The following is a 23,935-nucleotide window of genomic DNA, read 5'->3' as shown; positions in this document are numbered from 1 at the left end:
GCGTCCATGCGAGCCGTATGGTCTGGATCTATTACCTTCGGACTGGTGAACGTGCCTGTCAAGGCGTATTCGGCGACGAAAAGACATGACGTCGCCCTGCACCAGGTCCACGATGCCGATGGCGGGCGGATTCGCTACCAGCGCCGATGCGAGGTGTGCGGGAAGAAGATCGACTACGAGCACATCGACAAGGCCTATGAGGACGGCGAGCAGACGGTCGTGCTGACGGACGAGGACTTCGAGTCCCTGCCGGAGGCCCAGAACGACGAGATCGAGGTGGTGCAGTTCGTCCCCTCGGACCAGATCGATCCCCTCACGCTCGGCAAGAGTTACTTCCTGGAGCCCCAGGGCAAGTCCCCCAAGTCCTACCTGTTGCTGCGGCAGGCCCTGGAGGACACCGACCGCACCGCCGTGGTGACGTTCTCCCTGCGGCAGAAGACCCGCTTGGGGGTGCTGCGGGTCCAGGACCGGATCTTGGTGCTGCAGTCCATGCACTGGGCTGATGAGGTCCGCGAGGTGGACTTTCCCGCCGTTCGGTCCCGCTCCACCATCGGCACCAAGGAGAAGAAGCTGGCGGCGGCGCTGGTGGACCAGTTCGCCTCCGACTTCACGCCGGAGGACTTCGTGGACTCCTACCAGGTCGAGCTGCGCCAGCTCATCGATGCGAAGCTCGAGCAGGGTGAGGCCCTGGACACCGAGGCCACCTTCGGCGAGCGTCCGGACGAGTCGGGCCACGGGGATGCCGGCGAGGACGCCGAGGTCATCGACCTGATGCAGGCCCTGAAGGCCTCCCTGGACAAGAAGCGGGGTGGCCGCAGGACGGCGGCGAAGAAGTCCCGATCCACATCCGGGACCACGCCGTCGGGAACGGAGAAGCCCGACTCGAAGGCGTCCGGTGGTCGGAAGACCGGTGCAAAGACGTCCAGTTCAAAGGCGTCCAGCTCGAAGGCGTCCAGTTCGAAGGCGTCCGGTGGGCGGAAGACCGGTGCGAAGAAGTCCGGCTCGTCCGGAAAGAAGCCGGCGAAATCCAGCGCGACGTCCGGAGAGAAGTCCGGCTCCCGCCGCCGCAAGAGCGCCTGAGATGGCCCGGCTGCGGAAGTCGACGCCGGGCACCGGTGGTTACAGCCGGCGCCGGTCGGGCACGGGCTTCAGTTACCGCGGCGCCAACGGGCACCGGATCAGCAACGCCGCCACCCTCGAACGCCTCCGCGGCCTGGCCGTCCCGCCCGCGTGGACGGACGTCTGGATCGCCGCGGATCCGCAGGCACACATCCAGGCCACCGGGGTGGACGACGCCGGCCGGACCCAGTACCTCTACCATCCCCAGTGGCGTGCCCGGCGCGATGCGGAGAAGTACGAGCGGGCCCTGTCCTTCGCGGAGGCCCTGCCCGCGCTCCGCCGCCAGGTGAGCCGGGACCTTCGCCCTGCCGGTGCGGCCGGTGCGGCCGGCGCGAACGGCACGGACGGATCCACCGGCGCAGCCGGGACCACCGCGAGCGGGACGGCGAACGGGGACGCGACGGGCCGGCGTCGGACGCTGGCGGCCGCCGTGCGGCTGATGGACCGGGCAGCCCTGCGAGTCGGCGGCTCCGAGCACACGGGACAGCTGGAGGCCTTCGGGGCAACCACCCTGCAGCGCCGGCATGTGGACGTCCACGTCCCACACGTGCACCTGGTGTTCCGCGGCAAGTCCGGCAGCGAGTGGGACGTGACGGTCAAGGACCCCGATCTGGCGGACTTCTTCGACGGCATCCCGGCGGCCCCGCGCACCGCACCGGCGGTGGCGTACCCCGTCAGGGCCGGCCGGCGCCGGGAATGGAAGGGCGTGACGGCAGCGGATGTGAATGACTACCTCACGGACCTGGCGGGGTTGGAGTTCACCGCGAAGGACTTCCGCACGTGGCAGGGGACCGTGGCGGCGGCCCGATCCCTGGCCCGTTCACACCGCGCCGGAGTGAGCGGGCCGGATGCGGTGAAGATCGCCGTGCAGGCGGCGGCCGACCTGCTCCACAACACGCCCACCGTGGCCCGGGAGTCCTACGTGGACCCCCGGGTGGTGGACCTGTTCGAGCGGGGACGGGTGATGGACCTGGACCGTCAGCCGGACCGGGCGCTGCTGCGGCTGCTCACCGGCGGTGACTAGTGGTTGCGCAGCTTGTCGATCAGTTCTTCCTTGCGGAGATCGGAGTAGCCGGAGAGGTCCAGCTCCTTGGCACGGTCCTTCAGTTCCTCGACGGTCCAGTCGTCATAGGAACCGGATTCGCCGCCGCGCTCACCCACCTCGGACCGGCTGTCTCGGGCGGCGGCATTCGAGATCCGGGCCGCCTTCTCCTTGCTGGCCCCGTCCTCGCGGAGGGATTCGTACATCTCCTCGTCCTTGATCTGCGGGGCGTCGGATTCCTTGGATGCATTCTTCTTGGCCATGCGGCCAGTCTGCGCCCGCGGAGCGGTCCGTTTCAACCGGCCCTCCGCCGTGTCCTCCGGCTGGAGGATGCTCCCCCTCCCCGGGTCACGCGCTCTGATTGTTGAACAATGTATTGCCATGATTGTTGAACAACCTGTAGTGTTCCCACAGATTCAATCGGTGACCCGCATCACGCGCCCCTGGAAGGACACCATGGAGGAACCCACGCAGGACCCCGCACCCGCGAACGCCCCGGCCGCCCGGAAACGGCGTCCGAGAAACGCCCAGCGCACGGCCCTGTTCGGTGCCATGTTCCTCATGGCGACCAGCGCCATCGGTCCGGGCTTCATCACCCAGACCACCACGTTCACCGTCCAGCTCGGCGCTGCCTTCGCCTTCGCCATCCTGATCTCGATCCTTGTGGACATCGCCGTACAGCTGAACGTCTGGCGCATCATCGGCATCTCCGGGCTGCGCGCCCAGGAACTCGGCAACAAGGTCCTACCGGGCATCGGCTGGGTGCTCGCGGCCCTGGTCTTCGCCGGCGGCCTGGTCTTCAACATCGGCAACATCGCCGGGACCGGCCTCGGGGCCAATGCCATGCTCGGCGTGGATCCGAAGATCGGCGGCGTGGTCTCCGCGGCTGTCGCCATCCTGATCTTCCTGTCCAAGCGGGCCGGCATGGCCCTGGACCGGATCGTCGTGATGCTCGGCGCCGTCATGATCCTGCTCATGCTCTATGTGGCCGTCGTGGCCGCGCCGCCCGTCGGAGAGGCCCTGAAGAACACGGTCATGCCGGAGACCGTGGACATCCTGGTCATCACCACCCTGGTGGGCGGCACGGTGGGCGGCTACATCACCTACGCCGGTGCCCACCGCATGATCGATTCGGGCATCCGCGGCCCAGGGGCTGTGAAGGAGATCACCCGCACCTCCATCCTCGGCATCATCGTCACCGGTGTCATGCGAGTGTTGCTGTTCCTGGCGATCCTCGGCGTGGTGGCCAGCGGCGTGGCCCTGACCAGTGACAACCAGGCGGCCGAGGCGTTCCAGCATGCCGCCGGCGAGATCGGGCTACGGATGTTCGGCGTGGTCCTGTGGGCCGCCTCGGTCACCTCGGTGATCGGCGCCTCTTACACCTCCGTCTCCTTCATCACCAGGACGGACGGCAACCCCCGCCGCCGCAACATGCTCACCGTGGCCTTCATCGCCGTCTGCGCCGTGATCTACGCCTTCCTGGGTCAGGCGCCCCAGACCCTGCTGGTCTTCGCAGGGGCGTTCAACGGCCTGATCCTGCCCATCGGCTTCGCCGTGCTGCTGTGGGTCGCCCTGCGCCGCCGGGACCTGCTGGGCGGTTACCTGTACCCCGTGTGGCTCATCGTCATCGGGGTGATGGCCTGGCTGGTGACCGTGTTCCTGGCTGTCTATTCCTTCGGCCCCGCCATCGACCTGCTGACCGGAGCCTGAACCGCATGACCGAGAACCTGTCCACCCTCTCCCCTGCCGAGGCCCGGGCGCGCTTCCGCGCCGGGCTGGTGCGGCCGACGTCGGGCATCTCCGCAGGGTATGCCCAGGCCAACCTGATCATCGTCCCGGCGCCCCACGCCTTCGACCTGCTGCTGTTCGCCCAGCGCAACCCCCAGCCCATGCCCCTGCTGGGCGTGCTCGACGCCGGCCAGGTCACCTCCGGCCTACTGGCCGGCGGCGACATCCGCACGGACGTCCCGCGGTACGTGGTCTACGAGGACGGAATGCCGGTGGCGGAGCCGACCGAGATCACCGACTGGTGGCGGGAGGACCTCGTGACGTTCATCGTCGGCTGTTCCTTCACCTTCGAGGCAGCTCTGGTGGCCGGCGGCGTGCCCGTGGCCCACCAGCAGCAGGGGGTGAACGTGCCGATGTACCGCACCTCGACCCGATGTGCCCCGGCCGGGACCCTGTCCGGGCCACTGGTCGTCTCGATGCGGCCGGTCCCGGCGTCCCAGGTGGCCGACGCCGTCCGGATCACCTCCCGCTACCCCGCGGTCCACGGGGCGCCCGTGCACGTGGGGGCGCCGCACGAACTCGGGATCACGGACCTGTCCCGCCCGGACTTCGGCGACCCGGTGGAGATCCCGGCCGGGCATATCCCGGTCTTCTGGGCGTGCGGCGTGACCCCGCAGGCGGCCGTCATGGAGTCGCGACCCCCACTGGCGATCGGCCACGCACCCGGACACATGCTCATCACCGACGCGCGGGATTCCGACTACCTGGTGCCCTGAACCCCGCAGCCGGGCCGGGTCTGTCCGCCGGGTCAGAGTCCCCAGCGGTCCAAGTGGCCCAGCAGTTCCGCCTCGGCGGTGTCCAGGTACGCCCGCAGGGCGGCGGCGGCCTCCTCACGGCGGCCTTCCCGCAGCATCCGGACCAGGTCACGGTTGTGCTCGGCGTACCCCGAATGGAAATCGGGGGCATCGGACATCCGGTAGAACACCAGCCGCATCCGGGCCAGCGTCCGGTCCATGACCGTGGACAGGGTCGGCGATCCGGCCATCGCCACGATCACCCCGTGCAGTTGCTGGTTCGCGTCCGCCATGCCGGGGACGTCACCGGCCGCGAGGGCGGCGAGCGCGCGCCGGACGATCTCGTCCAGCTCGGCCAGCGCCGGTGCGGTCAGCTCCCCCCAGAGCAGTGCGGCCGGCTCGATCATGCGGCGGATTCGGTAGATCTCCCGGATGTCCTCCGCATCCGGCTTGGCGACGAAGACCCCCCGGTTGGGCAGCCGTTCGACGATCAGCTCGTCTGCCAGCGTCCCGAAGGCCTCGCGCAGGGTGTTCCGGGAGACGCACAGCTCGGCGGCGAGCCCCTGCTCCGCCAGCTTGGCCCCGGGCAACAACTCACCGCGGGAGATCCTGGTGCGCAGGACCTGCGCCGCCCACGCTCCCGTGTGCGCGTGCGCGGCACGCGCCGTGTGTGCCGGTGCCGGCGTTCGTGCTGAGGGTTCAGTCAAGGCGACCCAGTTCCTGCCCGCGCTTCACCGGGTCGCCCGGGCCGAGTCCGGCGCGGGTGAAGACACCGGCCGCCGGCGCTGGCACGGCGGTCTCCATCTTCATCGCCTCCAGCACCACCAGGTCCTGCCCGGCGGTCACCTCGGCCCCGTCCTCCACGAGCCACGTCACCACGGTGCCGTTCATCGGGGCAGGGACGACGCCGGCCCGATCCCCTTCCGGGACGAGTCCCGGTCCACCGTCGGTCCGGGCCGCGCCACGGCCGACACCACCGCCAGCGTCGCCACCGCCGCACCCGCTGCCGCCACTGCGCAGCGCACGAACCAGTTCGGCGGGCAGGCCGAGGCTGACGGCTTTGCCGTCCACGGTCACGGTCAGCTCCGTGCGTTCGGCTCCCGGCGCGGCCGAGGCCAGGTAGGGCGAGGCCTCCAGGTCGGCGGCGAAGGCCGACTCGATCCAGGTCGTGTGGACGCCGAGCGCGTCCTGCGAGGTGAAGTCCGGGTGGTCCAGGACGGCCTGATGGAACGGGACCACGGTCGGCAGGCCGCGGATGGCCAGTTCGCCCAGGGCCATCCGTGCCCGCCGGATCGCCTGCTGACGGTCCTCTCCCCAGACGATGAGCTTGGCGAGCAGCGAGTCGTACTCGGCCGGAACGGTGGATCCCGAGCGCACACCGGTGTCCACGCGGACTCCTGCACCGGTGGGCGCCTCGAAGGCCTCGACCGTCCCCGGGGAGGGCAGGAAGCCCAGGGCCGGGTCCTCCGCGTTGAGCCGAAACTCGAGGGCATGCCCGCGCGGGGTGGGGTCCTCGGTCAAGGTGAGCCGCTGCCCCGCAGCGATCCGGAACTGCTCACGGACCAGGTCCACGCCGGTGGTCTCCTCGGTGACGGGGTGCTCCACCTGGAGGCGGGTGTTGACCTCGAGGAAGGAGATCAGCCCGTCCGGGGCCACCAGGTACTCGACCGTTCCGGCACCGGTGTAGCCGGCCTCGCGGCAGATCGCCTTGGCGGAGGCGTGGATGCGCTCGCGCTGCTCCGGGCTGAGGAACGGCGCGGGGGCCTCCTCCACGAGCTTCTGATTCCGGCGTTGCAGGGAGCAGTCCCGGGTGCCGACCACCACCACGGTGCCGTGGGTGTCCGCCAGCACCTGTGCCTCCACGTGCCGCGGTTTCTCCAGGAACCGCTCCACGAAGCACTCGCCACGGCCAAAGGCCGCCACGGCCTCCCGCACGGCGGAGTCGAAGGCGGACTCCACCTCCTCCATCCGGTGCACGATCTTCATACCGCGGCCGCCACCGCCGAAGGCGGCCTTGATGGCCACGGGCAGGCCGTGCTTCTCGGCGAAGGCCCGCACCTGGGCGGCGTCCTCCGCTGGTCCATCGGTTCCCGGGACCAGGGGCGCCCCGGCGTTGACGGCGATCCTCCGGGCGGAGACCTTGTCCCCGAGGGCACGGATCGCCGCCGGGGAGGGACCGACCCAGGTCAACCCGGCCTCCATCACGGCCTCGGCGAAGTCCGCGTTCTCGGACAGGAAGCCGTAGCCCGGGTGCACGGCGTCGGCCCCGGAGCGCCGGGCGATCTCGAGCAGCCTGCCGATGTCCAGGTAGGTCTCCGCGGCGGAGGTGCCCTCCAGCGCATAGGCCTTGTCGGCGAGGTGCACGTGCATCGCGTCCGCATCCGGATCCGAGTACACGGCCACGGAGGTGAGGCCGGCATCCGTGCAGGCGCGGGCCACGCGCACGGCGATCTCACCGCGGTTGGCGATCAGGACCTTGGTCAGGGTTCGGTGTGGGCTCATGGATCGGTCCTCTCGGGGACGGTCTCCGAGGAGACGGTCTCGGACGGGATGGTCTCGGACTGGGTCAGCACGAAGCGGACGTGTGCCCCGGGGGGCAGCTGGGCGGCCAGGGTCAGGTCCTCCGAAACCACGACCCCGATCACGGGATAGCCGCCGGTGACGGGATGATCCGCCAGGAACAGCACGGGCAGCCCGGACGGCGGCACCTGCAGCGCCCCGGTCACGGCACCCTCGCTGGCCAATTCACCGTCCCTGATCCGCTCAAGGGGCTTGCCGGTATGCGACGTCCCGCCCGAGGCCACTGCGAGCCGCACGCCGATGCGGTTGGACTGGTCGGTCACGAGCCAGTCCTGGCCGGTCAGCCGGTCCAGCCCGGCCGCCCCGAACCAGTCATCGCGGGGTCCGGGAACCACGCGCAGCTCCGTCGTCGCCCCGGCCCGCGGCATCGGCCGCAACGGCCGTTCATCGCTCCCGACGGCGGCGTAGCGCGGGCCCGCGCCCACCGGAACCTCGGTGCCGGCGACCAGTGGTGCGGGCCCGAGCCCGGACATGGTGTCCGTCGATCGGCTGCCGAGCACGACGTCGGCCTCCAGGCCTCCGCGCACGGCCACGTAGGTGCGCAGCCCGGCCGTGGGCTCGCCGATCTCGAGGGTCTCCCCGTCGTAGAGGGCGAAGGGTGTCCGACGGACCACGATCCGGTCGGCAGGCAGTCCTCCGGCGACGGCCGTGATGATCACTGGGGCCTCGGCACCGGCCAACGCCAGGACCTGGTGTCCGCGTGCGCGCAGCCGCAGTCCGCCGAGCAGCGTCTCGATCACGGCCACCCCCGGGGCGTTGCCCACGATCCGGTTGGCCTGCCGGGCCGAGTCCACGTCCGCGGCACCAGCGGCGGAGACGCCGAGATCGCCCTGGCCCGGCCGGCCCAGGTCCTGGAGGAGCGACTGCAGTCCGGGGTGCTCGACGACCACCGCGGGACCGGTGGCGGGTACCGTGGTGCCGGCCGGCGTCGTGCCGGGGCCGGGTGCAGCGGTGCCGAGGCCAGTGCCTCCTCCCGCGCCGAGGCGCGCCTGCTCGCGGACGGCACGGTAGCGGACACGGTCCCCCGGGGCCACCAACGCGGGCTCGGAACGGTCCAGGTCCCACAGGGCCGCGGTGGTGCGCCCGATCAGCTGCCAGCCGCCCGGGGAGGGCCGGGGGTAGACGGCGGAGAAGCGTCCGGCCAGGGCGACCGATCCGGCCGGGACCGTGGTGCGGGGGCTGGCGCGGCGGGGGATGTCCAAGGCCCGGCCATCCGGTACCCGATCCTCGGGCCGACCATCCGCCGATCCGGCCACTGGGCCGACCGTCGGGTGGTCCGCCGGCACCAGGTAGGTGAAGCCGGGGGCGAAGCCGCCGAAGGCCCCGATCCATTCGGTCCCGGTGTGCCAGCGGATGAGCCCCTCCCGGCCCAGACCGGTCAGTTCACCGACCTCCTCCAGGTCCTCGCCGTCGTAGACGACCTCGATCTCCACCAGTCCGCCCGCCTGCAGGTCGCCCTCCACCGGCCCCCACCCGCGCAGGACCTCCGCGGCGGACAGGGCCGCCTCGCGATGGGTGAAGGACAGCGCCAGGGTCTCAGCGGCGGCCAGGGCCTGTACCTGCCCTGGCAACGGCTCGGAGGAGAGACGGGCGTGCAACGCCACGACGTCGGACAGGGACCCGCACTCGACGAGGAAGGCCCGAGTGCCGGCCCAGCGGATACCGCGCGAGCTGGTTCCCGGCCCGGGGCGGTGGGTGCCTGGAATGGCTCCGCTCACGCGAAGGAACCGATCCGCACTCCGGCCTCCTCGAGGCCGGCCCGGACGGCGGCTGCCATCGCCACCGCCCCGGGGGTGTCACTGTGGACGCAGATACTGGCCGCCTCCACGCGGATCTCGGTGCCGTCCACCGCGGTCAGGGTGTTCTCGGTGGCGAGACGGACCATGCGCTCGGCGACCAGGGCCTCGTCGAGGAGGACGGCACCGGGCTCACGGCGGGAGACCAGGGTGCCCTCGGGGGTGTAGGCGCGGTCGGCGAAGGCCTCCGTCACCACCCGCATCCCTTCGGCCGTGGCGATCTCGGCGGCCACGGCGCCAGGCAGCAGCAGGAGCGGCAGCTCGGGATCGTAGGCCTTGACGGCGTCCACCACGGCACGGGCATGCACGGTGTGGTGGACGATCGTGTTGTACAGGGCGCCGTGTGGTTTGACGTACCGGACGGCGGTCCCGGCCGCATGGGCCATCGCCTCCAGGGCGCCGATCTGGTACAGGACGTCGTCGGCCAGTTCAGTGGGCGAGCAGTCCAGGAACCGGCGGCCGAAACCGGCCAGATCCCGGTAGGCCACGTGCGCGCCGACCGTGATCCCCGCCGCCGCGGCATCCCGGCAGGTCTGCGCGATCACTGACGGGTCGCCGCCATGGAAACCGCAGGCGACATTCGCGGAGGACACCGAGCGGAAGATCGCGGCGTCGTCGCCCATCGTGTAGGAGCCGAAGGACTCACCGACGTCACTGTTCAGGTCGATCTGTGCTGTGCTGCCCTGTGCGTTCACGGTGGTGACCTCCGTCTCTCGTCATGGTCACCCCAGCATGCCCCACAGGCACCGATTGTTCAACAATCCAAGTTTGTGGGGCGGCTCTGGATTCACCGTTCGGCGCAGTGAACGCGGGAGTCGTCCTCAGGTATGCGGCACGACGACGGCGCGGCCGGAGACCTTCCCGTCCACCAGGGCCCGGTAGGCGTCGAGGGCCCTGTCCATGGGGTAGGTCGTGTACATCGGCTTCACCTGCCCGGCTTTGAACAGGTCGACCACCTCGTAGAGCTCCTCGATGGTGCCCCAGTAGGTGCTGGTCAGCTCCACCTCGTAGGGTGCCGTGAAGAAGGACCAGTCATAGGAGCCTCCGGCGATCCCGACGATCGTGCAGCGGCCCTGACGTGCCGTGGAGCCCATCGCGGTCCTCACGGTCGGCCCGACGCCCACGAAATCAAACGCGGCGTCCACGCCCTTCCCTCCGGTGATCTCGCGGATGCGCTCGACCTGGTCCTCGCCGCCCGACACGGTGACGGCCCCCAGCTTCTCCGCCTCGGCCATGGCCTCCGGCTTCATGTCCGTGGCGATGATGGTGGCGCCCGTGAGAGCCTTGAGGATTTGCACACCGAGCAGGCCGAGGCCCCCCAGGCCGATGACCAGGGCGTACTTGCCCCCACCGTTGAGGTGCGGCAGAGCCAGCTTGATCGCGTGGTAAGGGGTCACCGCCGCGTCGGAGAGGGATGCCGCCGCTACTGGATCGGCGTCCCCCAGGGGGACCAGGTTGCGGGCCGGCACACGCACATACTCGGCCATGCCTCCGTCGCGCCCCAGGCCGACGCCCAGGTACGGCATCGTGGCCGCGTTCTCACAGTAGGTGTCCTGGCCGCGCGAGCAGGCTCGGCAGTGCTGGCACCCGATAGGCCCGTAGACGAGGTAGGCATCCCCCTTGTTCAGGCCTTCCACGCCAGGGCCGAGCTCTTCAATCCAGCCGGAGTTCTCGTGACCGAGGGTGAAGGCCGGGGGAATGGCGCCCGGGGCCCCCTCGGTGAAGTCCTGGAAGATTGCGACGTCGGAATGGCAGGCACCCGCTCCGGCCACCTTGAGCAGGACCTCGCCGGGGCCGGGCACCGGCTTCTCGACGTCCTTGAGGACGGGGAAGGTCTGGTAGTTCTCGAACACGACAGCGCGCATGCTTGGTCTCCTTTGGGGCAGGGGTTTCGGGCCAGGTCAGGTCAGGGCAGGTCAGGATGGGTAGAGGGGATTGTGGCCGGCGGCCACCCGTTCGGAATCGCGCACCGGGCCCGGCGCGGTCCCCGCTCCGAACGGCGAGCCGCCGAGCTCCTCGCGCCCGTGCTCGGTGAGCCAGCCGCTCAGGTCCGGGCCCTGCGGCACGATCCCGGTCGGGTTGATGTCCCGATGCACCTCGTAGTAGTGGCTCTTGATCTGAGTGAAGTCGATCGTGTCCCCGAAGCCGGGCGTCTGGAACAGGTCCCGGGCATACCCCCACAGCGCGGGCATCTCATCCAGCTTGTTGCGGTTGCACTTGAAGTGACCGTGGTAGACGGGATCGAAGCGGGCGAGCGTGGTGAAGAGCCGCACGTCGGCCTCGGTGATGGTGCCCCCCATGAGGTACCGCCGGTCCGTCAGGCGCTCCTCAAGCCAGTCCAGGGCGGTCCAGAGACGGTCATAGGCGGAGTCGTAGGCCTCCTGGGAGCCGGCGAAGCCGCAGCGGTACACGCCGTTGTTGACCTCGGTGAAGATGCGGGTGACCACCTCCCGCATCTCGGGCAGCTGCTCCTTCGGAAGCAGGTCCGGCGCGCCCTCACGGTGGTACTTCTTCCACTGGGTGGAGAAGTCGAGGGTCATCTGCGGGTAGTCGTTGGTCACCACCGCACCGGTGGGGATGTCCACGATCGCTGGGACGGTGATGCCACGCGGGTAGCCGGGGAAGCGCTGGAAGTAGTTCTCCTGGAGGCGTTCGGTTCCCAGGACAGGGTCCTTGCCGCCGGGATCCAGGTCGAAGGTCCAGGACCGCTCATCATGGGTGGGGCCCGGGGTGCCGAGGGAGAGGACGTCCTCCAGCCCCAGCAGCCGGCGCACGATGATGGTGCGGTTGGCCCAGGGACAGGCTCGGGCAGCCACCAGGCGGTAGCGGCCGGGTTCCACCGGCCAGGCCTCAGCGTCTTCGGTCAGGCCGCCCCGCGCCCTGCCGACCTTGTCCCCGGCGATCCGCGGCGCAGCCAGCGCGGCGGCCGGGTCAGCGACGATCCGGTCCTGGATGTAATGGGTGTCCCGGGTGAATTCCTGCCCGGACATCACGTAACTGCCCTGTCGGTTCTCGTTCTGGTCCATACACTGAGCCTATGGCCTCCACCGCACCCGCCCCAGAGCCACAGCCCGCACAGCCGCCGGTCCCTTCGCCCGCACCGCAGGCGGACTCGCACCTGACCACATCCGTGCTGGCGGACAACCCCTCGGGCATGACGCTGGAGGGCACCAACACCTATCTGATCGGGGACCCGGAGGCCGAGACCGTGGTCGTGGTGGACCCGGGTCCAGTGGAGGGTGCCGAGCAGCACCTGGAGGCCGTGCTCGAGGCCGCCGGGGGCCGCCGGATCGAGTTGATCCTCGTGACCCATCACCATGGAGACCACACCGGCGCCGTGGACCTCTTCGCCACGCAGACCGGGGCCCCGGTCCGCGGCGGCTCCCCCGACTGGTCGCGCGGCGGGGCACCCCTGGTGCCGGGCGAGCGGATCCCCGCGGCCGGCGTCGTGATCACGGCCTGGCACACACCCGGACACACCTCGGATTCCTACTCCTTCGCCCTGCCCGACGACGGCGCGGCCGGCTCGGTGCTGACCGGGGACACGGTGCTGGGGCGGGGAACGACGGTGATCGACCACCCGGACGGCACGCTCGCGGACTACCTGCACTCACTGGAGATCCTCATCGCCCTCGGGGACGCCACGGTGCTGCCGGCTCACGGTCCCGTCCTGCCGTCCATGGCGCAGGTCGGGGCGATCTACCGCAACCACCGCCGGCAGCGCCTGGACCAGGCACGCCAGGCGCTGGCAGACCTGGAGGAGTGGCAGCGGAACGCCGCCTCGATCGACGAGCTCGCCCGGCTGCTCTCCCACACCGTGTACCCGGACATCGACGAACGCGTGCGACCCGCCGCCGTCAAGTCCCTGTCCGCCCAGCTGGCTTACCTGGAGAACGAGGTCTGACATCGGCCGTTGCCGAGAGTGTCCAGACTGTGATCTCCCGCGCCGCCCCTCTGCCGTCATTCGGGGGGTGCTCGCGAATATCATGGGACGTGGAGGGCCCACCACCTCCACCCCCACCTCCCGAGTACTTTTCGGCAGTCGGACGACAGTCCTGAAGCAAGGCGGACCACGTGGCAGAACAACTCGATGAACGCACACTCCAGCAGGACGAGTTCGTCCCGGTCGAGGCCTCACCCCGAGGCACCGGCCAGACGATCCTGATCACCGGCGCCACCGCGGGGCTGGGCGCCGAATTCGCCCGTCAGCTCGCCGGGCAGGGCCACCACCTCGTGATCACGTCCCGTAACCCCCACCAGCTGGTGGCCAAGGCCCAGGGCCTCGAGGCCCAGTACGGCATCAGCGTGGAGACCCTCACCACGGATCTGTCCACCTCCGAAGGCGTCGAGGTGGTCGCGGCACGGCTGCGTCAACGCGAGCAGCCGATCACCATGCTCGTGAACAATGCCGGCTCCGGCCTGGCCACCGAGTTCCACGCCAGTGAGGCGGAGGACGAACTGGCCATGCTCAAGCTGCTGGTCGAGGCACCGATGCTGCTCTCCCACACCGCCATCCAGGCCTTCCTGGCCCGCGGCGGCGGCCGGATCATCAACGTCTCCTCCGTGGCCGGTTTCCTCCCCGAGGGCAGCTATGGCGCCGCGAAGGCCTGGTCCATCAGCTTCAGCCGATGGGCCAACACCCGGTACAAGCCTGACGGTGTCACCATCACGGCTCTGTGCCCGGGACCGGTGCGGACCGAGTTCCACACCCGGGCCGGCATCGACACCTCCAAGAAGCCGCGGTGGGCGTGGATGGATGCCGAGGACGTGGTCCGCGAGGGCCTGACCGCCGCAGCCGAGGGCCGGAGCGTGTGCATCCCCTCCCGCCGGTATCGCTCCCTCATGACGGCCGCCCGGTTCAGCCCGGACGCCGTGGTGGAGCGGTTCAGCCGGATCGAGCCCAAAGCCACCTAGCCCCTGACGACGAGAGGAGTACCGACCATGACCATTCTCGTCGGTTACACGGACAGCAAGGAATCCAAGGCCGCACTCGAGGAGGCCATCCGCATCGCCCGGTTGACCCGTGAGGCCCTGCTGGTGGTCAACGCGGGGCCCGGCGGAGAGCACCAGCACGATTCCATGGTCACCGAGGACCAGCAGCGGGAACTACAGACGCTCCTGGACTCCACCGGCTTGCCCGCCGAGTTCCGCCAGTACGCCCGCGGCCGCTCGACGGTGGATGAGCTCAAGGACGTGGCGGACGAGGTACAGCCCTCCGTCGTGGTGATCGGCCTCAAGCGCCGCGGCACCTTCGGCCGCTTCGTCATGGGTTCCGTCTCGGACGGGCTGCTCAAGGAGCTCGACCAGCCCGTGCTCTGCGTCAAGGAGAATCCCGCCCAGACCTCCGGCGTGGTCCGCGATGCGCCGTCCAAGGACATCACCGCCGCCCCGGAGCCGCGGTTCCTCGCGGAAGCCCCGGACATCACCGATGCTCCGGACGGCACCAATTCGGCCAGGACCGACACGGGTCCGCGCCGGTAACCCACCACCGCACCTACTGTTCAGAGCTGACCGGCTGTTCAGAGCTGACCGGCAGGGTTGAGCCGGTGCGGCCACCGGAGTCAGCGGTCGCCGTGGTCAGGTCCTGTGGCGTCGGGACCGGGACGTCGCCGCAGCTCCCCGTCCACGGGCTCATCCGGCGCGGCACCATCACGGGGCTCGGACTCCGCGCCCTCCGGGTCAGCGGCTTCGGCGGCCTTCTCCTTGCGTTCGGCGAAGGCCGCCTCACCCGGGCCGGCGAACTCGCGATTGCGTTCCACCGCGGTGATGGAGCCGGTGAACACCGTGGAGTCGTCACTGGACCGGGTCAGGGGCGTGGAGCCCGTGACGGCCGCGGTGGCGCCGGTGGTCGGTTGCTGGCCCGTGACGGGATGGACCTGCGGCAGGGGGCTGGTGGGGGTCCGCGGCTGGGATCCTCTCGCGCCACCGGTCACGCCACCGCTCGCGCCACCGGGCACCCCGCCGGACGCGCCGCCGTCGTCCTGATGTCCCGCCGGCACCCCGGCGCCTGGCTCGACGGCACGGAACTCGCCCGTACCGGGCTCGGCGCCGACGGGCGCCAGGGACGGCGCGTGGACGGGCGTCTCGGCGAAGCGCTGCGCGTAGATCGCCTCGGGATGCTCGCTGCGCAGGAAGTTGACGAGGTCCTCCCGCACGAGGCAGCGCAGGTCCCACAGGTCGCCGGCGTTGCGGGCGGAGACCGCCACCCAGAGCTTCACGGTGCCGCCCAGCGCCTCACTCACCTGGATGGTGCTGTCCTTGCCGTCCCAGAGCTCGGTGGAGGCCAGCAAAGCCTTGAGGCGTTCTCGGGTGGCGTCCACCGGAACCCGCCAGTCCACGTCGATCTCCACGGTCCCGGACAGGGCGGACCCGGTGCGGGTCCAGTTCTCGAACGGGGTGGTGGTGAAGTGGCTGGAGGGGTAGATCACCCGGCGCCCGTCCCAGATCTTGACCACCACGTAGGACAGGGTGATGTCCTCGATGGTGCCGTAGACCCCGTCCGCGGTCACCACGTCTCCCACCCGGATCGCATCGGTGAACGCCAGCTGGATGCCGGCGAACACGTTGGTCAGGGTGGACTGCACGGCGAGGCCGGCCACCACGGAGATCACGCCGGCCGAGGCCAGCAGACCGGCGCCCACGGCGCGGACCTGCGGGATGGTCAACAGGACGATGGACACGGCGATGACGATGACGGCGGCCTGGATCACGCGCCGCAGCAGCACGGTCTGGGTGCGGATTTTGCGGTCGCGGCGGTCGTCCACGCCCTCCGAGGCATACTTGCCGAGCAATCGCTCCTCGACGATCCGCACCACCCGCAGCGCCAGCCAGGCGAGGGAGCCGATGATGCCGGCCATCAGCAGGAAGTTCACGCCGTTGAACCAGGCGTACGTGGCGGCGGTCAGTCCGAGGGCGATCCGCACCGCCAGCAGCACCGCGGCGAGCGCCACCGGGACCCGGCACCGGGCGACCTGGTTGCGCAGCTGGGGCTTGCGGCGCAGCAGGGCGTTGACCAGGAGCCAGGCGACCACCAGCACGGCCAGCGCGAACGCCACGGAGATCGCCACCGTGGAGAGCATCCCCCAGAACGGTCCGAGCGAGTCGACGGCCCCTTCGGCACCCTCGCGCACGCTGTCCTGCATGTTCTCCGGGGATCCGCTCGGGTCGGGCGTCGATGCGGACTCCGGTCCCGCGCCGGAGGCGAGGATCGAGGTGGACGGACTGGAGAGTGGATCAGTGAACAGATCGGTGAAGGAGGACAAACTGGGCATGGCCCCAGTCTGTCATCTGGTGCTCAGACGTTCCTGAACGGGGGGAGAATGGACGCTGGACCACCGAAACCAGCCGAACCCTCGGAATCACAGGAGCCACCCCATGCTTGCCACCACGGACCTGCGCGGCCGCACCTACGATCCCGCCACGGTGCTCCCCCGCGCCGAGGTCGATGTGGCCGCCGCCGTGCCGAAGGTGCTGCCGATCCTGGACCGGGTCCGCACCGAGGGGACCCGAGCCGTGCTGGATCTCGGCGAGCAGTTCGACGGGGTCCGGCCGCCGTCGTTGGCCGTGCCGGCCGAGAAGCTCGCCGAGGCGCTCGAGTCCCTGGACCCCGAGGTCCGCTCCGCCCTCGAGGAGTCCATCGACCGAGCCCGCAAGGTGCACGCCGCCCAGATTCCCTCCGGGTCCGAGGTGGACCTCGGGGAAGGTGCCATCGTCGAGAACCGCTGGGTCCCGGTGAACCGCGTGGGCCTCTACGTTCCGGGCGGCCGCGCCGTCTACCCCTCCTCCGTGGTGATGAACGTGGTCCCGGCCCAGGCCGCCGGGGTCGCCTCGCTCGCGGTCGCCTCCCCGCCGCAGAAGGATTTCGGCGGCCTCCCGCACCCGGTCATCCTCGCGGCGTGCTCGCTGCTCGGCGTGGATGAGGTCTACGCCGCGGGCGGCGCCCAGGCGGTGGCCATGTTCGCCTATGGCGTGGCGGACGACGACGGCACTCGCGTGTGTGCCCCCGTGGACATGGTCACGGGGCCGGGCAACATCTTCGTGGCCGCCGCCAAGCGCGCCCTGCTCGGCACCATCGGCATCGACGCGGAGGCCGGGCCGACCGAGATCGCCGTGCTGGCCGACGGCACCGCCGATGCCCGGTGGGTGGCTGCCGACCTCATCAGCCAGGCCGAGCACGATCCCATGGCCGGCTCGGTGCTCATCACCACCTCACCCGAGCTGGCCCGGGACGTGGCGGCGGAGATCGAGCGGCAGGTGCCGGGGAGCTTCCACGAGGAGCAGATCCGCCAGGCTCTGGGCGGCCCGCAGTCCGGGATCCTGCTCGTGGGGACCCTGGACGAGGCGCTGGCCGTGGCCGACGCCTACGCCGCCGAGCACCTCGAGGTCCACACCGTGAACCCCCTGCAGACGGCCCGCCGGGTGACCAATGCCGGTGCCGTGTTCGTGGGCCCACACGCGCCCGTTCCGCTGGGCGACTACTCCTCCGGCTCCAACCATGTGCTGCCCACCGGCGGCTCCGCCCGCTACTCCTCCGGGCTGAACACGGTGAGCTTCCTGCGCCTGCAGCAGCTCATCCGCTACACGGAGACGGGGTTGAAGGAACTGGACACCAAGATCGCCGCACTGTCCACGGCAGAAGGATTGCCGGCCCACGGCGAGGCCGTCTCCCTGCGCTTCCGCTGACCTGCTGCCTGCTCCTCCGCGACCGCCGCACCCCGGGGGTGGGAGGCGGCGGTGGCGGGGGCGCGTTGGTCACGGGGGTTCATAGTTCGAGAAACCCTTTGACCGTTCCGGACGTCCGTCGTTAGTCTGGATCCAGAATCACGAGTTCCCGCTGTTACAGCCCTGGCTTGCGGGACGGCAACCCTCTTCACGCAGTAGTGGGGTGCTCCAGGTGAGGATTCGGCCTACCGGATGCCCCGGCGGGCAAGTACCGCGTTTCTGCTGGTGCCGATCGGGAGCCTCCCGTGGCGTGCCGCCGTGCAGATGCGCCTTCGGACGGAGGACCCACCATGACCGCCCTGGCTACCCACGACCTGCAGCAGACCGACCTCGACAGTGACCTCGATCGAGACCTGTCCGTACAGACCCTTCGCTCGGCCTTCTCCCACTTCCCCTCCGGCGTGGCGGCGCTCGCCGGCGTCGCCAACGGTGCGAAGGAGGGCCTCGTGGCCTCGTCCTTCACCGTCGGGGTCTCCCTGGAGCCGGCGCTGGTCTCCTTCGCCGTGCAGAACACCTCCCGCACCTGGCCCCGGCTGAAGCAGGCCGAGCGGATCGGGATCTCCATCCTCGGCGAGGACCACACCGACGTCTGCCGTCAGCTGGCCTCCAAGGAGGGGGACCGCTTCGCCGGCCTGGACATCCGGTCCACGGATGAGGGCGCGATCTTCCTGGACGGCGCCGCCCTGTGGCTGGACACCACCGTCTACTCCGAGCTGCCGGCCGGTGACCACACCATCGTCCTGCTCGAGGTGCACGGCGTGCACGATCACTCCGCAGAGCACGAGCCGATCGTGTTCCACCGCTCGGCCTTCCGCAACCTGCGCACCGCCGAGGGCAACCAGTAACCCGACCCCTCGCTTTGCGGGCAGAGAAGAGTACTGTTTTCTGCCCGCAAAGCGACCTCGGTGCCGGCGTGCGGCCCGGAGGTAGGATGTCCGGCATGCCTTCCGTCACTCCGTCCGCGCGGCGTTCGGGTTCGGGCTCGAGCACGACGCCGGCCGGCCCGGTCCGCTTGGATGCCTGGCTCTGGGGCGTGCGCATGTACAAGACCCGGTCAGCCGCCACCACGGCGTGCCGGGCCGGTCACGTCCGCCTCAACGGGCAGCCCGCCAAGGCCGCCCAACCGGTCAAGCCGGGCGACACCATCCGGTTGCGCCTTCCGGGCAGAGAGCGGATCCTCGAAGTCACCGGCCTGGTGGCCAAGCGGGTCGGCGCCCCCGAGGCGGTCCGGCACTACCTCGATCACTCCCCGGAACCCGTGCCACGGGAACTGCTGGCCGTGCCTCGCCGGGACCGCGGCGCCGGCCGACCCACCAAGCGCGACCGGCGCCAGCTGGACCGGCTCCGCAGCCGTGCCGTCCCAGAGCACGACTCTGTCCTTCGTGATCCCGGCTTCGATCCCGGCCTCGATCCCGAGTGAGCTCCTGGGCCGATGACGGACTCAGATGAACACCGGGAAAAGAATGCGCACCGGGAAAAATGGGGGCTTCAGTTCCGCGGCATCTCCCGTATTATGTGTCTCAGAAGTAGTAGTAGCAGTAAGTCCGTCACCACTGCGGACCGGTTGGCCCTCGGGCCGTTCGGAGCGTTGTAGGAAGCGGTTTCGCACACGCCGCTTCGCCCCCGTTGGAAGACCGACGGGTTTACAACCTCAGGAAAGGGCCCATCATGGCTACCGGTACCGTCAAGTGGTTCAACGCAGAGAAGGGCTACGGCTTCATCTCCCCGGATGATCAGTCCGCTGACATCTTCGTTCACTTCTCCGCCATTGAGGGCAATGGCTTCCGCGAACTGCAGGAAGACCAGAAGGTCGAGTTCGAGTCCCAGCAGGGCCCCAAGGGCATGCAGGCTGCGGCAGTCCGCCCGCTCTGATCGAGCTCGCCTGAACCCTTCAGGCTCCAGAACGGCCACCCTCCCCTCGGGGACGGTGGCCGTTCTGCTGTGACCAACGCGCCATGTCAGCGCCCCACCTCGGCGGAATCCGGTCTAGGGTACAACCATGAAATTTCGTTACCTGGGCCACAGCGGGCTCAAGATCTCAGAGATCATCTACGGCAACTGGCTCACCCACGGCTCCCAAGTCGAGAATGAGACGGCCCATGCCTGTGTGAAGGAGGCCCTGGCGCAGGGCATCACCAGTTTCGACACGGCGGATACCTACGCGAACACCAAGGCGGAAAGCGTCCTGGGTGAGGCCCTGAAGAACGAACGCCGGGAGTCCCTCGAGGTATTCACCAAGGTCTACTGGCCCACCGGCCCCAAGGGCCACAATGACACCGGCCTCTCCCGCAAGCACATCATGGAGTCCATCAACGGATCCCTGCAGCGCCTGGAAATGGACTACGTGGACCTCTACCAGGCCCACCGCTTCGACGTGGAGACCCCGTTGGAGGAGACCATGCAGGCGTTCGCGGACATCGTCCGCGCCGGCAAGGCCCTCTACATCGGCGTTTCCGAATGGCCGGCGGACAAGATCCGCGAGGCCCATGCCATGGCCGCCCAGCTCGGGTTCCAGCTCATCTCCAGCCAGCCCCAGTACTCCATGCTGTGGCGCGTCATCGAAGCCGAGGTCGTCCCGACCTGCGAGGACCTTGGACTGTCCCAGATCGTCTGGTCCCCCATGGCCGGGGGCATCCTCACCGGCAAGTACCTGCCCGGCCAACAGGCCCCGGAGGGATCCCGCGGAGCGGACGAGAAGGGCGGAGCGCGCTCGATGGCCAGCAAGATGACGGATGAGGTCCTCACCGCCGTCCAGAAGCTGCGTCCGATCGCGGACGGGCTCGGTGCCACCATGGGCCAGCTCGCGATCGCCTGGGTCCTGTCCAATCCCAACGTGGCCGGCGCCCTGGTGGGAGCGTCCCGCCCCGAGCAGATCGCCGAGAACGTCAAGGCCCTGGACCTCACCCTGGACCAGGCGACCCTGGGTGCCATTGACGCGGCCATCGGCCATGTCGTCACCGATGATCCCTCGCTCGTGTCCGTCCCCGAGGGTCGCGCCGTCTGACCTGGCCGGGCACGACTCCCCAAACTGTGACGCTTCCGTGATGTGGACATCCCTGTAGATCACGGTATGATCACAGTTAGCCGGTGTTGCCCGTTCTGCTGGACAGGGCGGGCAACACGGGGTCAAGTGCCAACCAACGGGGGGCGGAGCATGACCACCACGGCAGGACGCTCTCCTGGCCACGCCTCCCCGAGTCGAGCTCTCCGCCTCCTCGGACGTACCGTGGCCACCACCGCCGGCACCCTCGCCCTCCTCACCGGACTGGTCGGAACCGCTCAGGCCACCCCGGTGCCCTCCCCCAGCGACTCCCTGGGCCCCACGCAGTCCGCGGCCCCCGCACCCCCACCGCCGTCCCCCTCCCCGTCGCCCTCACCCCCCTCCGGCGCCAATCAGCCTCCCCAGATCGACTGCCCCGGTCTCGTCACCGAGGCCGGCGACACCGAATCCGTCCGCATCGTGGTCCTAGACCCGGACGGGGACACCATCACCCTGAGCGCGGGGAGATCCTGGCTCGGCGGTGAGGCCACCGTAGAGGGACACGTGGTGACGTACACGGCGCCCACCGATGCCCGTGGTGGTGACGGCGTCACCGTCACCGCGGACGATGGACGGGGAGGTACGTCCGAATGCGAGATCTCGATCGTGGTGCAACCCGGACCGAGCCCCACGCCCACCCCGACTCCCCCACCCACAGTCACCCCCACCCCGACGAGCCCGGCCCCCACACCGAATCCCACGAGTTCCGCCCCGGACCCCAGCCCCGAGCCGACCAGCGGGTCGGGCACGCCGACCCGAACACCGACGTCGGCCCCCGCGCCAGCCCCGAGCCACAATCCGACCACACCAGGCGGCTTGAGCCCGAGCAGCGGTGCGCCCACCGGGCCCCCCGGCAGTGGGAACGGCGGCAACGGGAACGGCGGCAACGGCGCCGCCCCGGGCGGCTCAGCCTCCGCAGATGCAGGCGGCAGCGGCTCGGGTGGCGACGGCGCGGACGGCGGCGGTTCCGAGAGTCAGACACCAGACGGCACCGGATCACCCTCCGAACCGACGGCCGAGGCGTCGAGCGCACAGAAGCTCAGCAACATCATCCGGGACACCGCCATCGCCTGCCCGGTCCGGGCCGTGGCGGATGCCGAGAAGCTCGTCGCCGGCATCTCTGCTGGCATGACGTCGCGTCCCGGCGGCGGGAACTTCCCCAGCGGTAACGCCGCCGAGGACACTGGCAGCGCGGAGCCCGTGGCCGCCGCCGACCGGACCGCGCACACCGGGTCCACCCTGTGGCTGTTCGCGGGGGTGGGCTTCATGATGATCGCCCTCATCGCCCTCGCCCTGGCGGCCGTGCCCCGCGGCGGCCGTCGGCACTAGACTGACCGGACGATGCGGCCGTTTGGACGGATTGTCCGCCGGAGGGCCGCCCGAGATTCAGGAGGTTCGAGTTGGCCCGCTACGAAGACGATCTGGAACAGCAATTCATCGAAGAGCCCGAGAACGACCTGGAGCAGCCGGCTGACGGCCGCGACGGGACCACGGACCACGGGTCCTCCGATGACCCGGATTCACTGGATGCGATCGACCCGCTGCGCCGGGACACCTTCCTGCTGGACGGGGACGAGGACTACAACGGCGTCCCGGACTACCAGGAGGGCAGTTCCGATGACTCAGGCGGCGCTGCCGAGCCGGACGAGGACTCCGAGTGGGCCGGTCGGGACGACGAGGACGAGGACGAGGAAGGCTCAGGCGTCACAGCCTAGGCCCAGTCAGCCGCTGTTCCCGTTCAGGTCCTGCTAGCGCTTCCGGCCGGAGACCAGTCTCTCCGTGCCGGAAGCGGCCAGGATCAGACAGGCGCACCAGATGCCACCGGCAGGCCCGAGGGGTGCCGCGGCCAGTCCGGCCACCACCGGCATCGCCACTTGACCCACCCGGTTGCCGACCAGCCGGAACGCCAGTGCTGGTCCGCGCCACGTCGTGGGCACGGCCTGGGACACCAAGGACATGGTCAGCGGCTGCCCGATGCCCAGGGCGAAACCGCCGACCGCCATGAGCACCACGGCCAGCCAGACGGCGTGCCACCCCTCCAGGGCCGGGGGCACGAAGCCCAGGGCCACGGCGGACGCGAAGAGGGACACGAGCACGAGGTGGTGCCGCCGCCACCGTCCGGACAACCACGGAAGCACGATCCTGGACACGAACGAGGCTCCGCCGCGGACGGCCAGCAGCAGGCCCACCCAGAACGGTGAGACCCCGGCCGCTTCGCCGACCAGCGGCATGAACGCCGTGAGGATGTCCAGCATCGCCAGCAGGGCCAAGGACGCCATCATGTGCGAGGGGATCCCCGGGACCCGCCAGATGGCCAGCATCGTCGGCTTCCCCGGCCCCGCCGTGCTTCCGGATTCAGCGCCCCCTGGATTCTCGGTGTCCGACGCCGGTCCGGCGGGCCCGGCGTTCTCGTCACCCAGAGCGGGCGTCTGATCCCCCGGCTCCTGCACGGGTTCGGCAGGCGGGTGCCGGGAGCGGCGGCCGCCGTCAGCCCGCATGAGGTACATCACGGGCACGGCGAGCAGGGAGCAGGCCGCGCCGAGCCACAGGGCCCCATCGATGCGGCCGGCGAACTCCGCACTGTGGGTGGCCTCGCTGAGCGTGGCGTTGCCCAGGATCAGCCCGGAGATCAGCGGTCCGGACATCTGTCCCACGGAGAAGGCGGCGGTGAACCACCCGAAGGCGGCGTCCATGTTCTCCGGGGCGGATCGCCGGCCGATCACGGTCTGGCCGGCGATGGTGAACAGCAGATGGCCCATGCCGAGCACCGCCGAGGACACCATCAGCACGGCGACGGTGGAGCCGAAGGCGAGTCCGACGCCGCCCAGTCCCAGGACCAGTGCCCCCACAGCGATCATGCCGCGCAGGGTGGGCAGCCGGCTGCTGAGCCGTCCCAGGGACATCGCGAACACCAACGGGAGGATGGCATACGCGGCGGTGGCCAGGCCGACGGTGGTCTCCCCGGCGCCCAAGGCCAACAGCTTGTAGCTCGTGACGGGCCGCAGCAGGTTCAGGGCGGTCTGGGTGAGGACGGCTGCGGCGATCATGACCCAGAGCCAGGTCAGGTTTCCGCGGTTTGCCATGATCTCCAGAGTAGTCCTCGCTCGGGCCCGGT

At 70.1% G+C, this 23,935-nt stretch carries 23 protein-coding genes and 1 riboswitch; of the genes, 14 read left to right on the top strand and 9 right to left on the bottom strand.

From position 1 onward, the window contains the following. Window positions 1-6: 6 nt before the first annotated feature. Entirely contained in the window at window positions 7-1,080 is a 1,074-nt protein-coding gene (locus tag AB0333_RS10490; RefSeq protein WP_366218633.1) for a Ku protein, read from the top strand. A 1-nt stretch (window position 1,081) separates the two neighbouring features. Further along, window positions 1,082-2,143: a DNA topoisomerase IB gene (locus AB0333_RS10485; protein ID WP_366218632.1), complete on the top strand. Its 1,062-nt coding sequence runs from the start codon at window positions 1,082-1,084 to the stop codon at window positions 2,141-2,143. On the opposite strand, the gene AB0333_RS10480 is transcribed toward AB0333_RS10485, so the two are convergent. Further along, the gene (locus AB0333_RS10480; protein ID WP_115932108.1) at window positions 2,140-2,424 is read right to left on the bottom strand and encodes a Rho termination factor N-terminal domain-containing protein; all 285 of its coding nucleotides are present in this window, start codon (window positions 2,422-2,424) and stop codon (window positions 2,140-2,142) included. The genes AB0333_RS10485 and AB0333_RS10480 overlap by 4 nt on opposite strands. A gap of 289 nt (window positions 2,425-2,713) precedes the next feature. Here AB0333_RS10480 and AB0333_RS10475 point away from each other — a divergent pair, with 289 nt between their 5' ends. Beyond that, window positions 2,714-3,871: an NRAMP family divalent metal transporter gene (locus AB0333_RS10475; RefSeq protein WP_211309104.1), complete on the top strand. Its 1,158-nt coding sequence runs from the start codon at window positions 2,714-2,716 to the stop codon at window positions 3,869-3,871. Between the two features lie 5 nt (window positions 3,872-3,876). Then, a complete protein-coding gene (locus tag AB0333_RS10470) occupies window positions 3,877-4,665 on the top strand; it encodes a putative hydro-lyase (RefSeq protein ID WP_115932109.1) in 789 nt (262 codons plus the stop codon). Window positions 4,666-4,697: 32 nt separating this feature from the next. On the opposite strand, the gene AB0333_RS10465 is transcribed toward AB0333_RS10470, so the two are convergent. The 6 genes from AB0333_RS10465 to AB0333_RS10440 all read right to left on the bottom strand — a co-directional run bounded on the left by AB0333_RS10465 (window position 4,698) and on the right by AB0333_RS10440 (window position 12,085). Beyond that, a complete protein-coding gene (locus AB0333_RS10465) occupies window positions 4,698-5,390 on the bottom strand; it encodes a GntR family transcriptional regulator (RefSeq protein WP_366218631.1) in 693 nt (230 codons plus the stop codon). Further along, window positions 5,383-7,185, bottom strand: a complete 1,803-nt coding sequence (locus AB0333_RS10460; RefSeq protein ID WP_366218630.1) for a biotin carboxylase N-terminal domain-containing protein — start codon at window positions 7,183-7,185, stop codon at window positions 5,383-5,385. Before AB0333_RS10460 ends, AB0333_RS10465 begins: the two co-directional genes overlap by 8 nt. Further along, window positions 7,182-8,981, bottom strand: coding sequence for a carboxyltransferase domain-containing protein (locus AB0333_RS10455; protein WP_366218629.1), 1,800 nt, complete (start codon window positions 8,979-8,981; stop codon window positions 7,182-7,184). The genes AB0333_RS10460 and AB0333_RS10455 overlap by 4 nt, the downstream gene beginning before the upstream one ends. After that, complete coding sequence (locus AB0333_RS10450; protein ID WP_366218628.1) at window positions 8,978-9,754, bottom strand: 5-oxoprolinase subunit PxpA; 777 nt, start codon at window positions 9,752-9,754, stop codon at window positions 8,978-8,980. The genes AB0333_RS10455 and AB0333_RS10450 overlap by 4 nt, the downstream gene beginning before the upstream one ends. Window positions 9,755-9,880: 126 nt before the next feature. Beyond that, the gene (locus AB0333_RS10445; RefSeq protein WP_366218627.1) at window positions 9,881-10,924 is read right to left on the bottom strand and encodes an NAD(P)-dependent alcohol dehydrogenase; all 1,044 of its coding nucleotides are present in this window, start codon (window positions 10,922-10,924) and stop codon (window positions 9,881-9,883) included. Between the two features lie 51 nt (window positions 10,925-10,975). Further along, window positions 10,976-12,085 carry a glutathione S-transferase C-terminal domain-containing protein gene (locus tag AB0333_RS10440; protein WP_366218626.1) on the bottom strand — a complete coding sequence of 370 codons (1,110 nt, stop codon included), beginning with the start codon at window positions 12,083-12,085 and terminating at the stop codon, window positions 10,976-10,978. A gap of 11 nt (window positions 12,086-12,096) precedes the next feature. On the opposite strand from AB0333_RS10440, the gene AB0333_RS10435 reads away from it, so the two are divergent. The 3 genes from AB0333_RS10435 (at window position 12,097) to AB0333_RS10425 (ending at window position 14,540) form a co-directional block, all read left to right on the top strand. After that, entirely contained in the window at window positions 12,097-12,963 is an 867-nt protein-coding gene (locus AB0333_RS10435; RefSeq protein ID WP_366218625.1) for an MBL fold metallo-hydrolase, read from the top strand. A gap of 170 nt (window positions 12,964-13,133) precedes the next feature. Further along, window positions 13,134-13,973 (top strand): SDR family NAD(P)-dependent oxidoreductase, encoded by an 840-nt coding sequence (locus AB0333_RS10430; protein WP_366218624.1) that lies wholly within the window; start codon window positions 13,134-13,136, stop codon window positions 13,971-13,973. A gap of 27 nt (window positions 13,974-14,000) precedes the next feature. Continuing rightward, window positions 14,001-14,540: a universal stress protein gene (locus tag AB0333_RS10425; protein ID WP_366218623.1), complete on the top strand. Its 540-nt coding sequence runs from the start codon at window positions 14,001-14,003 to the stop codon at window positions 14,538-14,540. 80 nt (window positions 14,541-14,620) lie between these two features. On the opposite strand, the gene AB0333_RS10420 is transcribed toward AB0333_RS10425, so the two are convergent. Further along, window positions 14,621-16,330, bottom strand: coding sequence for a mechanosensitive ion channel domain-containing protein (locus tag AB0333_RS10420; protein WP_366218622.1), 1,710 nt, complete (start codon window positions 16,328-16,330; stop codon window positions 14,621-14,623). Window positions 16,331-16,433: 103 nt separating this feature from the next. Here AB0333_RS10420 and hisD point away from each other — a divergent pair, with 103 nt between their 5' ends. From hisD to AB0333_RS10385, 7 genes are all read left to right on the top strand, one after another. Further along, entirely contained in the window at window positions 16,434-17,741 is a 1,308-nt protein-coding gene (hisD, locus tag AB0333_RS10415) for a histidinol dehydrogenase (protein WP_366218621.1), read from the top strand. Window positions 17,742-17,877: 136 nt separating this feature from the next. Continuing rightward, window positions 17,878-17,997, top strand: a riboswitch (SAM riboswitch). Window positions 17,998-18,070: 73 nt separating this feature from the next. Beyond that, window positions 18,071-18,625: a flavin reductase family protein gene (locus tag AB0333_RS10410; protein WP_366218620.1), complete on the top strand. Its 555-nt coding sequence runs from the start codon at window positions 18,071-18,073 to the stop codon at window positions 18,623-18,625. 95 nt (window positions 18,626-18,720) lie between these two features. Further along, on the top strand, window positions 18,721-19,200 hold the full coding sequence (locus AB0333_RS10405) for an RNA-binding S4 domain-containing protein (protein ID WP_366218619.1): 480 nt from the start codon (window positions 18,721-18,723) through the stop codon (window positions 19,198-19,200). Window positions 19,201-19,448: 248 nt separating this feature from the next. After that, entirely contained in the window at window positions 19,449-19,652 is a 204-nt protein-coding gene (locus AB0333_RS10400) for a cold-shock protein (RefSeq protein ID WP_115932123.1), read from the top strand. 127 nt (window positions 19,653-19,779) lie between these two features. Further along, window positions 19,780-20,784: an aldo/keto reductase family protein gene (locus AB0333_RS10395; protein WP_366218618.1), complete on the top strand. Its 1,005-nt coding sequence runs from the start codon at window positions 19,780-19,782 to the stop codon at window positions 20,782-20,784. Window positions 20,785-21,006: 222 nt separating this feature from the next. Next, a complete protein-coding gene (locus AB0333_RS10390; RefSeq protein ID WP_366218617.1) occupies window positions 21,007-22,149 on the top strand; it encodes an Ig-like domain-containing protein in 1,143 nt (380 codons plus the stop codon). A gap of 71 nt (window positions 22,150-22,220) precedes the next feature. Beyond that, window positions 22,221-22,535: a hypothetical protein gene (locus AB0333_RS10385; protein ID WP_366218616.1), complete on the top strand. Its 315-nt coding sequence runs from the start codon at window positions 22,221-22,223 to the stop codon at window positions 22,533-22,535. Window positions 22,536-22,568: 33 nt separating this feature from the next. Here the strand turns inward: AB0333_RS10385 and AB0333_RS10380 are convergent, their stop codons facing one another. Continuing rightward, the gene (locus AB0333_RS10380) at window positions 22,569-23,903 is read right to left on the bottom strand and encodes an MFS transporter (protein WP_366218615.1); all 1,335 of its coding nucleotides are present in this window, start codon (window positions 23,901-23,903) and stop codon (window positions 22,569-22,571) included. Window positions 23,904-23,935 lie beyond the last annotated feature (32 nt).

This window comes from Citricoccus sp. NPDC079358, assembly GCF_040702545.1.
Classification (GTDB): Bacteria; Actinomycetota; Actinomycetes; order Actinomycetales; family Micrococcaceae; genus Citricoccus.
The sequence above is the reverse complement of the archived record's forward strand: the minus strand, read 5'-3'. Positions and strand labels throughout refer to the sequence as shown.